This is a genomic window from Catenulispora pinistramenti (assembly GCF_018274385.1).
Taxonomy (GTDB): Bacteria; Actinomycetota; Actinomycetes; order Streptomycetales; family Catenulisporaceae; genus Catenulispora; species Catenulispora pinistramenti.
The window spans coordinates 1-8862 of the sequence record NZ_JAAFYZ010000323.1; the positions used below are offsets into that span (position 1 = coordinate 1).

The window sequence follows — 8862 nt, forward strand, 5'->3', positions numbered from 1 at the left end:
CGCGGACTTTACCCCCGGACACCGGTGCTGTACCCCCCGGGCTGACGACGCGACCGAGGGGAACGGACCGCACCACCTCACAGGCCGCCGCCGCTGAGACTCACCCAGCCACCCGAGGGAACCGCGCAAGTTTCCCTGAGGTTGCCGAGGCCCGCCGGAGGCCCGGCCCTTCATCACAGCCCTTGACCTTGATCTTGATCTTGATCTTCAGCTCTTGATCTTGCCTGTGCCGTTGATCTTGCTCTTGATCTTGCTTGTGTCCTTGCTCTGGCTTGCTGGAGTTGAAGAGGCCTGAGGTGCGGCGGGGTCGTGAACACGAAAACCGGCACCCGACAAACACACCCACCACCCCGAACCCCGAACCGGCACACCTATGACCGAAGGCCGTAAAAAGCTTTGAAACCCACACCCCAACCGCAGCCCAGCCCGCAAACTCCGAACACCTCTAACCCGCTGCCAGCTTACGCACCAGAACCTGAATCCCCGCCGCCGCGTTCCCGTTCATGGTGGCCACACCGATCCGCCGACTGTCCTGGACCTCGAACGCATCCAGCAACGTCGCGAAGTGCTCGGCCCGATGGTGCCGGCACACGGCCCCGTCGCTGGTCTCGAAGACCCCGTAAGCGCCGTGCGCCGCAGCGAACCGGTCGTAGCGCTCGCGGCTGCGCGCGTCGTCGCCCAGCAGCAGGTCGCTGACGTAGAGCAGGCCGCCGGGCTTGAGGGTCCGGCCCAGCTCGTCGATCAGCCGGCGCTGCGCCGTGTCGCCGGGGATGCAGGTCAGGACCGCGAACAGGACTGCCAGGTCGAAGCTCGCGTCGGCGAACGGCAGGGCGGGCGGGGCGTCCACGACCTCGAAGCGCATCGTGGGGTGCTGCGTGCGGGCCGCGCCGATCATCCCCGCTGAGCTGTCGACGCCGGTCAGATCGGTGAACCCGAGCTCTGCGAGGTCTGCCATGGTGCGGCCGTATCCGCAGCCGTAGTCCAGGATCGCGGCGTCTCGGCGGACCGTGGCTGTCCAAGGCGCGTGCAGCGGGTGGGTGAAGCGCTTCGTCGTGGCGACCGCGTCCCAGTAGGAGGTCTGGTTGTCGAGGTCGGTCATGGTCGGGTCCTCCCGTCGTGGGGCTACCTGCCGGACAGGATCTCCGCCGCGGCCTGGAGGCAGACCCGCGAGGCGCCGTGGCTCGCGACCCACGCCGCCCCGCCCGGGTCGGTGTGCGCGACGCCGAGATCGACCACGATGGTATCGGGGCGGTCCTTCACCAGGCGGGTGAGGCGTTCCAGGTCCTCGGGGGAGCGTTGGATGCCGCGGACCACGATGACCAGCGGTCGGTCGGCCGGGATCTCGGTGGTGTCGGCGAGCTGCGAACTCGTCGTGCCGGGCAGGAGTTCGGCGAGGCAGGCCGCGAAGCTGCGGGGGAGTACGGCCTCGATGACGTGCGGGGCCGTTCGCAGCGGCAGCGCGCCGTCGTCGGCGCGCAGCACCGTGGCCGCGCGCCGGGCTGCCGCGAGTCCAACACTGGTATCCGCCGCGTTGACAGGGGTCTCCCGCGCCTCCCGCCGCCACTCGGCGAAAGCCGCGACCCTCCCGGCAGCCTCCACCAGCCGCGCCTCGCTCAGCGTCCCGTCCCGCAACGCCGCCGCGACCGCGTCGGTGATGGCGGTCAGGTCGGCGTCCGTGGAGTCGCTGTCCACACAAACCAGGTCGATGCCCGCGGCCAGCGCCCGCACCGCCGCCCCGGCGAGCCCGTAGCGCTCCCGGACGGCGGCCATGCCGATCGCGTCGCTGACCGCCAGGCCGTCGAAGCCGAGCTCGGAGCGCAGCAGCCCGCCGATCACCGCCGGGCTCACCGAAGCCGGGTGTTCGGCGTCGAACTCGGGCATCAGCAGGTGCGCGACCATCACCGCCCGCACCCCGGCCTCGGCCGCGGCGGCGAACGGAGGCAGGGTGTCGCGCCGCAGTTCCGCGAGCGTCGCTGTGACGGTCGGCAGGCCGAAGTGCGAGTCCACGACCGTGTCGCCGTGCCCCGGGAAGTGCTTGGCACAGGCCGCGACCCCGGCCGCGTGCAGGCCGCGGACGGCGGCGGCGACGTGCCGCGCCACCAGCGCCGGGTCGGACCCGAACGAGCGCGCGCCGATCACCGGGTTCCGCGGCTCGCTGTTCACGTCGGCGACCGGCGCGTAGTCCAGATCGATCCCGGCCGCGCGCACCAGCGCCCCGATCGACCGGGCCGTGACCTCGGTCAGCGCGACGTCGTCCACGGCCCCCAGCGCCAGGTTCCCGGGGAAGGACGATCCCGTGGCCGCCTCCAGCCGGGTGATGTCCCCGGCCTCCTCATCGATGGCGACGAACATGTCCGGGTTCTCCGCGCGCAGCCCGTCGGTCAGCGCCCGCAGCCGTGTCGGCGACTCGATGTTGGCCGCGAACAGGATCACCGACCCGAGACCGCCGGCCAGCCGCCGGCGAACCCAGTCCGGTACCTCCCGACCGTCGAAACCCGGCTGTAGAACGCGGGCGGTCAACACATCCAGCTCGGACATCAGCACTCTCCATCGCGCGCATACAACAGATACGGTTCCCGCTCCACCTCGGCGAACCGCCGGGCCGGCTCCCGCCACTCCTCCAGGATCTCCTCGGCGGACCGGCCCTTGTTCAGCGCCGTCCGCAGCCCGTCGGACCCGGCCAGCAGGTCGAAGTGTTCGTCCCGGAACCGCAACCGGCCCAGCCAGCCGTCGCGCAGCGCGCACAGCACCGTCACGCCGACGGCCAGCGGATCGACGGCCCCGGGGTCGGTGACGTGCAGCTGCGCGCCGCAGATCTGCCTGCCCGCGTACCGGTCGAAAGCAGGGGTCGCATACGCTTCCCGCACCGCGATCCCGGCCGGCTCGGCGGCCCGCAGCCGCTCGGCGAAGCCGCGGTCCAGCCACGGCGCGCCGAGCAGTTCGAACGGCGTCGTGGTGCCCCGGCCGACCGAGACGTTCGTCCCCTCCAGGAAGCACGTTCCGGGGTAGATCAGGGCGCTGATCGGCGTCGGCAGGTTCGGCGACGGCGGCACCCACGGCAGCCCGGTCGCGCCGAACAGCCGCGCGGGGTCCCAACCGGCCAGCGTCACGACCTCCGGCGCCTCGACGCCGAGCCGGGCGGCGAACAAGCCGCCGAGTTCGCCCATCGTCATGCCGTGCCGCACCGGGATCGGGGCCCGTCCCACGAACGAGGAGTACGCCTGGTCCAATATCGGCCCGGCGACGGCTTGTCCGCCCAACGGATTCGGCCGGTCCAGCACGCACACCCGGAGGCCGATCAGCGCCGCGGCGGCCAGGGCGTCGTAGAGGCTTGATTCGTAGGTGAAGAACCGGGCTCCGGCGTTCTGCAGATCGACGGCCAGCACGTCGATCCGCGCCTCGGCCAGCATCCCGGACAGGTGCTCGACGCTGTGGTTGTAGGTGTCGTAGACCGGGAGCCCGGTGCTCGAATCGGTCGCCGCGGACTCCGATTCCCCGGCCTGCGCGGTGCCCAGCACTCCGTGTTCGGGGCCGAACAGGGCTCGCAGGTCGGCGCCGGCGTCCAGGAGCGCGTGCGCGGCGTGCCGGCCGTCGGAGGTGATCGCCGCCGGGTGGGTCAGCAGCCCGACGCGCTGACCGGCGAACGGCTTCCCGGCGTGGACCAACCGTTCGAGCCCTGAGACGGTCATGCGGCGGCCGGTTTCTCGAAGGCCCAGAAGACCCGGCCGAGGCGCGCCCCGACGGTCTTGGAATAGAACCGCGCCGGACCGACCCAGCCGATCTCGACGACGTCGATCCCGGCGTCGCGTTGGTCGGCCAGGCAGCGCCGGAGCAGTACGGCGCCGATGCCCAGGCCCCGGGCCGCCTCGTCGGTGCCCATCGGCCCGAACATGCCCACGCGCTGCATGCCGTGGCCGGCGAAGCCGAGGAACGCGCCGTCGCGGACGGCCACGTGCAGCGTCGGCGGGTCCTTGCGCAGCGCCATCGCGGCTTCCTGGCCCCAGGTGCCGCCGAACGCCTCGTCGGACCAGGCGCGCAGGGCGGCCTCGTCCTCGGGACGGCCGCGCCGCACCTCGATGCCCGCCTCGGCCAGGCGCTCCACGTCCTGTTCGGTCGCCAGGTTCGCCGTGGCCAGGTCGACCAGCATGCTGTTGGCGTCGAGCAGCCGCTCGTAGCCGGCCGCCGCGGCCAGGCAGACCGCCGGGGTGTAGCGGATGTCGATGCCGGGCCAGGCGAAGTCCGGCGGGTTGCCGCGGATGCGCAGCCGGGCCGCGCCGGCGTCGGTCAGGCGACGCTCCAGCTCGGCGAGCAGTGCGCGTCCGTGGCCCTGCTCCCGGTACTCCGGGCCGACTACGATCAGCTCCACGTGTCCGGTGGCCGGCTGTTCGTCGCGGGCCGGGCGCAGTGAGCCGAGGGCGAAGCCGACGATCCGGCCGGAGCTCTCTAGAGCGATCCGGCAGCCTTCGGCAGCGGAGGACCACAGCAGGTCGACGATCGCGTCGGCGTCGGGGTCGTGGATCAGGCCGGTGCGGGCCAGGGACCGCAGGGCCGGCAGGTCTTCGGTATTCGCTTGGCGCATAGCGGCTCTCTGTCACTAAGCTTGTCGTCATTTGCTAACGTCTTCAGGCATGTTGACGGTGGAAACCTACCACCGGCCCCACGCGGGAAGGAACCGAGGGTGAGCGGCGATTTTGTGGTGGGTGCCGGTCCCGGCGAGATCGTCGCCGAGGCCGTGCGCGCCGGCGTGGTGCCCGGCGCGGTGCTGATGTACGGCCGCGGGAGCGACGGGCCGGTGCACGGCGCCGCGTTCGGGGCCGGCGTCAGCCCGGACACGCGCTACGACCTGGCGTCGCTGACGAAGGTGACGGCCACGCTGCCGTGCGTGCTGCGCCTGGTCGAGGCGGGGGAGATCGGGCTGGACGATCCGGTGCTGAAGTACCTGCCCGGATTCGGGAAGGACCGGGGGAAGGACCGGGTGACCGTCCGGCATCTGCTCGCCCACGCCTCAGGGCTGCCCGCGATCCTGGAGGTGTGGCGGCTGCCCGGGACCGCCGAGGAGCGGTTCGCGGCCGTGCTCGCCGAGCCGTTGGAAGCGCCGGTGGGCACCCGCGTGAAGTACTCCGACCCGGGCTTCATCCTGCTGGGGCGGATCGTCGCCGACCTGACCGGCAAGCCGTTGCAGGAGGCGTTCCGCGAGCTGGTCGCCGATCCGCTGGGCATGACCGCCACCGGCTACCTGCCTTCCGGGCCCGCCGCCGCCACCGAGGCCAACTGGTTCGACGATCCCGAGCGTCAGGACGCGAAGTCCGGCGTGGTGCACGACGAGAACGCCGAAAGCCTCGGCGGCGTCGCGGGCCAGGCGGGCCTGTTCGGCACCGCCTCCGACCTGGCGGCGTACCTGCGCGGCGGATGGCTCGCCGAGGACAGCCCGATCCTGTCCGGGTCCATGCGCGCCGAGGCGCTGCGGTGCCAGACCGAGGGGCTGGACGGCCGGCGCGGGCTGGGCTGGACGCTGCGCGGCGACTCGTTCGACTTCATGTCCGACCGGTGGCCGCCGACCGGGGCCGGGCACAGCGGGTTCACCGGGACCAGCTTGGCGTTCGACCCGGTCTCGGGGATCTGGTGCGTGCTGTTGACCAACGCGGTGCTGTACGGCCGGGACAATCGGGCCCGGCAGCTGCGGCGCTCGCTGCACGGTGCGGTCGCCGCCGCGTACGGCGTCGCACACGACGTCGCACACGAGTTCGCGGTCCCACCCGGTGACGTGCGCGAAGGCGGATCCGGAGGCTCCCTCAACGGCGGTACCGACGGCGCCGGAGCTGGCTCTAGGATCACGACATGAGTAGTGGCGCGAATCGGCAGTCCCGCGGCGGCCGCGGCGCGGTGCCCGCCGCCTCGGCCGGGGCCGGCGTCTCCACGCTGGTCATCGGCGAGGCCGGCCCGCCGCCGACCGTGCTGGTGCGGATCCGGGCCCTGCTGCCGACGCTGCCGCCCTCGGAGCGCCGGGTGGCCGAGGCGGCGATCGCCGACCCGGCCGGCGTCGCGGCCAAGACGATCAGCGAGCTGGCCGCGGACTGCGACACCTCGGAGACCACGGTCATCCGCTTCTGCCGCGCGGTCGGGCTCAAGGGCTACCCGGAGCTGCGGATCGGGCTGGCCGCCGCGGCCGGGATCGAGGACGCCGCCGCCACCGCGCACACCGCCGGCGGCGACATCGGGCCCGGCGACTCGCTGGCCGACGTGGTCACCAAGCTCGGCTACGCCGACGCGCGCGCCGTCGAGGACACCGTCGCGCAGGTGGACCTGCAGGTGCTGGAGCGCGCGGTGGACGCCGTGGTGTCGGCCGGCGCCGTGGACGTCTACGGGATCGGGGCCAGCGCCCTGATCGCCCTGGACCTGCACCAGAAGCTGCACCGGATCGGGCACCGGGCCTTCGCCTGGCCGGACGCCGAGGCCGCGCTGACCTCCGCGGCGCTGCTGGGCCGGGGCGACGTCGCGATCGGCGTCTCGCACACCGGCGCCACCCCGGCCACCGTCACCGCCCTGGCCGAGGCCCACGACAACGGGGCCCGCACCATCGCCATCACCAACTTCCCGCGCTCGCCGATCACCGACGTCGCCGACCTGGTGCTGACCACCGCGGTCCGCGAGACCACCTTCCGCTCCGGCGCCATGGCCAGCCGCATCGCCGCGCTGACGGTGGTGGACTGCCTGTTCGTGGGCGTGGCGCAGCGCAACTTCAGCCGCACCACGCGCGCGCTGGAGCGGACGCGCAGCGCCGTGCAGGGGGCGCGGGGCCGGTAGCTCGATACCATCTCGACCATTGCCAGGGAGGGGTGGTCTTGATGGACTTCACGTTGACCGGCCAGTTGGTGGGACTGCGGGTCCTGCGGGAATCAGACTTGGACTCGCTGGTCGCCTGGTGGTCCGACCCGCGGACGATGGCGCGGCAGACCCACGGACCGTTCGTGGCCAAGCAGGCCGCCGAGGTCGCGGCCATGTTCCGCACCTGGAGCACCAACGACGGCGCCGACGCGGGCCTGGCGGCCGTGGAGTTGGCCACCGGCGAGCTGATCGGGCACGTGGCGCTGTTCGGTGCCACGGTGAAGGACCGGTGCGCGACACTCGGGGTGATGATCGGCGCGCCGCATCAGGGGCGCGGGCTGGGGACCGACGCCGTGCGCACCATCGTGGACTTCGGCTTCACCGAGCTCGGGCTGCACCGCATCCACCTGAGCGTCAACGGCGACAACCCGGCGGCGATCGCCGCGTATCGCAAGGTCGGCTTCGTGGAGGAGGGACGACTGCGCGAGGCGTTCTTCCGCGGCGGGCGGTGGCACGACGACGTGAAGATGGGGCTGCTGGCGCGGGAGCATCAAGCGGCGCTGCGGGTCGAGGTGTTCGCCGCCGATCTGGACGCTTTCGTGGACTTCTACACCCGCGTCCTGGGCTTCGACCTCGCCGACGACCGGCGTAAAAGCGAGAACCCGTATGCCGCGGTCGCCTCGGGCCTGGCGCGCATCGGCGCGGTGCCGTCGTGGAGCGCGGTGGACCCGGCCGTACGGAGCGTGCCGAGCGGGACGGAGATCGTCCTGGAGGTCGGGGACGTCGAGGCGGCGTACCGGCGTGCCTCCGACAGCGGCTGGCCGATCGCCGACCCGCTGACCGAACGGCCGTGGGGCTTGCGCGACTTCCGGGTGTCCGACCCGGAGGGGTACTACGTGCGGGTCACCAGCCGCTGATCTGGCAAATTGTCAGAACGCTGACTCGGCGATGCGAGCCCATGGCCATGGCGCGCGCTACGACCACCACCCACACTACGGCCGAGTTGGACCAGCGAGCACCGCGACCGCCACCCGCAGAACCGCCCGCCGCCCCACTTCGCCGGCGGCCTCCGTGCGGGGCTCAGGTCCGCGCGGAGGCCGCCAGCGCCGCCCGCACCTGGCCCGAGGCGGCGGTCAGGGCGCGCCGGGCCTGGTCGGGCGCGACGGCGCCGAGCAGGCAGACCAGCGCCGTCTTCAGCTCGCCGTCGGCGTCGGCCAGGGCTTTGGCACAGACGTCCTCGGGCAGGCCGGTGGCCTCGGTGAGGATCGTCAGGACCCGGCCGCGCAGTTTGGTGTTGGTCGGGGCGAGGTCGACCATCAGGTTGGAGTAGGTGTGGCCCAGGGCGATCATCGCGGCGGTGGACAGGCCGTTGAGGATCAGCTTCTGGGCGGTGGCCGCTTTGAGGCGGGTCGAGCCGGCGATCGCCTCCGGGCCGGTGTCGGCGCCGAGGTGCACGTCCGCCTGGTCCGCCAGGGCCGCGGCCGGGTTCGCTGACACCAGGACCGTGTAGGCGCCCGCCGCCCGGCCTGCTCGCAGCGCTCCCGCGACGTAGGGCGCGCGCCCGCTCGCGGTCAGCCCGACCACGACGTCACCGGCCCGGACCTCGGCCGCGTCCGCCGCGCCGCCGGCCACCGAGTCCTCGGCGCCCTCGACCGGGATGGTCAGGGCCTTGATGCCGCCGGCGATGTGGGCGGCTACCACTCCCGGCGGGAGGCCGAAGGTGGGGATCAGTTCCGCGGCGTCCATCACGGCCACGCGGCCGGAGGTGCCGGCGCCGAAGTAGTGGACGCGGCCGCCGGCGCGCAGGCGGCGCACCGTCTCGTCCACCACGTCGGCCAGGGCCGGCAGGACGGCGCCGACCGCGGCCGGGACCCGGGCGTCCTCGGCGTTCAGCAGCCTGAGCACCTCCACCGTCGGCACGGCGTCGATGTCCGCGGTCGCCGGGTTGCGCTCCTCGGTCGGCGCGGCCACGCGCTCTGCGGTGGGCGGGGTGAGGGAGCTCATGCGTGGCGTTTCCTCTCGGGGGTCAGCCGGGGG

8 protein-coding genes are annotated in these 8862 nt (G+C 73.0%); 3 read left to right on the top strand and 5 right to left on the bottom strand.

Annotated features, from left to right (window positions below; all coding sequences use genetic code 11):
* Nucleotides 1-445: 445 nt before the first annotated feature.
* Genes KGQ19_RS45435 through KGQ19_RS45450 form a run of 4 tightly spaced genes read right to left on the bottom strand, consistent with a single transcriptional unit; the run spans nt 446 to nt 4579 of the window.
* Nucleotides 446-1099: a class I SAM-dependent methyltransferase gene (locus KGQ19_RS45435; protein WP_212021307.1), complete on the bottom strand. Its 654-nt coding sequence runs from the start codon at nt 1097-1099 to the stop codon at nt 446-448.
* A gap of 23 nt (nt 1100-1122) precedes the next feature.
* Nucleotides 1123-2538: a glycoside hydrolase family 3 protein gene (locus KGQ19_RS45440; protein ID WP_212021309.1), complete on the bottom strand. Its 1416-nt coding sequence runs from the start codon at nt 2536-2538 to the stop codon at nt 1123-1125.
* On the bottom strand, nt 2538-3689 hold the full coding sequence (locus KGQ19_RS45445) for an exo-beta-N-acetylmuramidase NamZ family protein (RefSeq protein ID WP_212021311.1): 1152 nt from the start codon (nt 3687-3689) through the stop codon (nt 2538-2540). Before KGQ19_RS45445 ends, KGQ19_RS45440 begins: the two co-directional genes overlap by 1 nt.
* The gene (locus tag KGQ19_RS45450) at nt 3686-4579 is read right to left on the bottom strand and encodes a GNAT family N-acetyltransferase (RefSeq protein WP_212021313.1); all 894 of its coding nucleotides are present in this window, start codon (nt 4577-4579) and stop codon (nt 3686-3688) included. Before KGQ19_RS45450 ends, KGQ19_RS45445 begins: the two co-directional genes overlap by 4 nt.
* Before the next feature lie 99 nt (nt 4580-4678).
* Between KGQ19_RS45450 and KGQ19_RS45455 the strand changes: the two genes are divergently transcribed.
* From KGQ19_RS45455 to KGQ19_RS45465, 3 genes are read left to right on the top strand one after another with little or no spacing between them, the layout of a single operon-like run.
* Nucleotides 4679-5842: a serine hydrolase domain-containing protein gene (locus tag KGQ19_RS45455; RefSeq protein WP_212021315.1), complete on the top strand. Its 1164-nt coding sequence runs from the start codon at nt 4679-4681 to the stop codon at nt 5840-5842.
* Complete coding sequence (locus tag KGQ19_RS45460; protein ID WP_212021317.1) at nt 5839-6804, top strand: MurR/RpiR family transcriptional regulator; 966 nt, start codon at nt 5839-5841, stop codon at nt 6802-6804. The genes KGQ19_RS45455 and KGQ19_RS45460 overlap by 4 nt, the downstream gene beginning before the upstream one ends.
* A gap of 41 nt (nt 6805-6845) precedes the next feature.
* Nucleotides 6846-7742 (top strand): GNAT family N-acetyltransferase, encoded by an 897-nt coding sequence (locus KGQ19_RS45465; protein ID WP_212021319.1) that lies wholly within the window; start codon nt 6846-6848, stop codon nt 7740-7742.
* A gap of 163 nt (nt 7743-7905) precedes the next feature.
* On the opposite strand, the gene KGQ19_RS45470 is transcribed toward KGQ19_RS45465, so the two are convergent.
* Nucleotides 7906-8829, bottom strand: coding sequence for an N-acetylmuramic acid 6-phosphate etherase (locus KGQ19_RS45470; RefSeq protein WP_212021321.1), 924 nt, complete (start codon nt 8827-8829; stop codon nt 7906-7908).
* Nucleotides 8830-8862: the final 33 nt, after the last annotated feature.

Coding starts and splice junctions, on each gene's coding strand:
- KGQ19_RS45435 (WP_212021307.1), bottom strand. CDS start 1,099: ATGACCGACCTCGACAACCAGACCTCCTACTGGGACGCGGTCGCCACG.
- KGQ19_RS45440 (WP_212021309.1), bottom strand. CDS start 2,538: ATGTCCGAGCTGGATGTGTTGACCGCCCGCGTTCTACAGCCGGGTTTC.
- KGQ19_RS45445 (WP_212021311.1), bottom strand. CDS start 3,689: ATGACCGTCTCAGGGCTCGAACGGTTGGTCCACGCCGGGAAGCCGTTC.
- KGQ19_RS45450 (WP_212021313.1), bottom strand. CDS start 4,579: ATGCGCCAAGCGAATACCGAAGACCTGCCGGCCCTGCGGTCCCTGGCC.
- KGQ19_RS45460 (WP_212021317.1), top strand. CDS start 5,839: ATGAGTAGTGGCGCGAATCGGCAGTCCCGCGGCGGCCGCGGCGCGGTG.
- KGQ19_RS45465 (WP_212021319.1), top strand. CDS start 6,846: ATGGACTTCACGTTGACCGGCCAGTTGGTGGGACTGCGGGTCCTGCGG.
- KGQ19_RS45470 (WP_212021321.1), bottom strand. CDS start 8,829: ATGAGCTCCCTCACCCCGCCCACCGCAGAGCGCGTGGCCGCGCCGACC.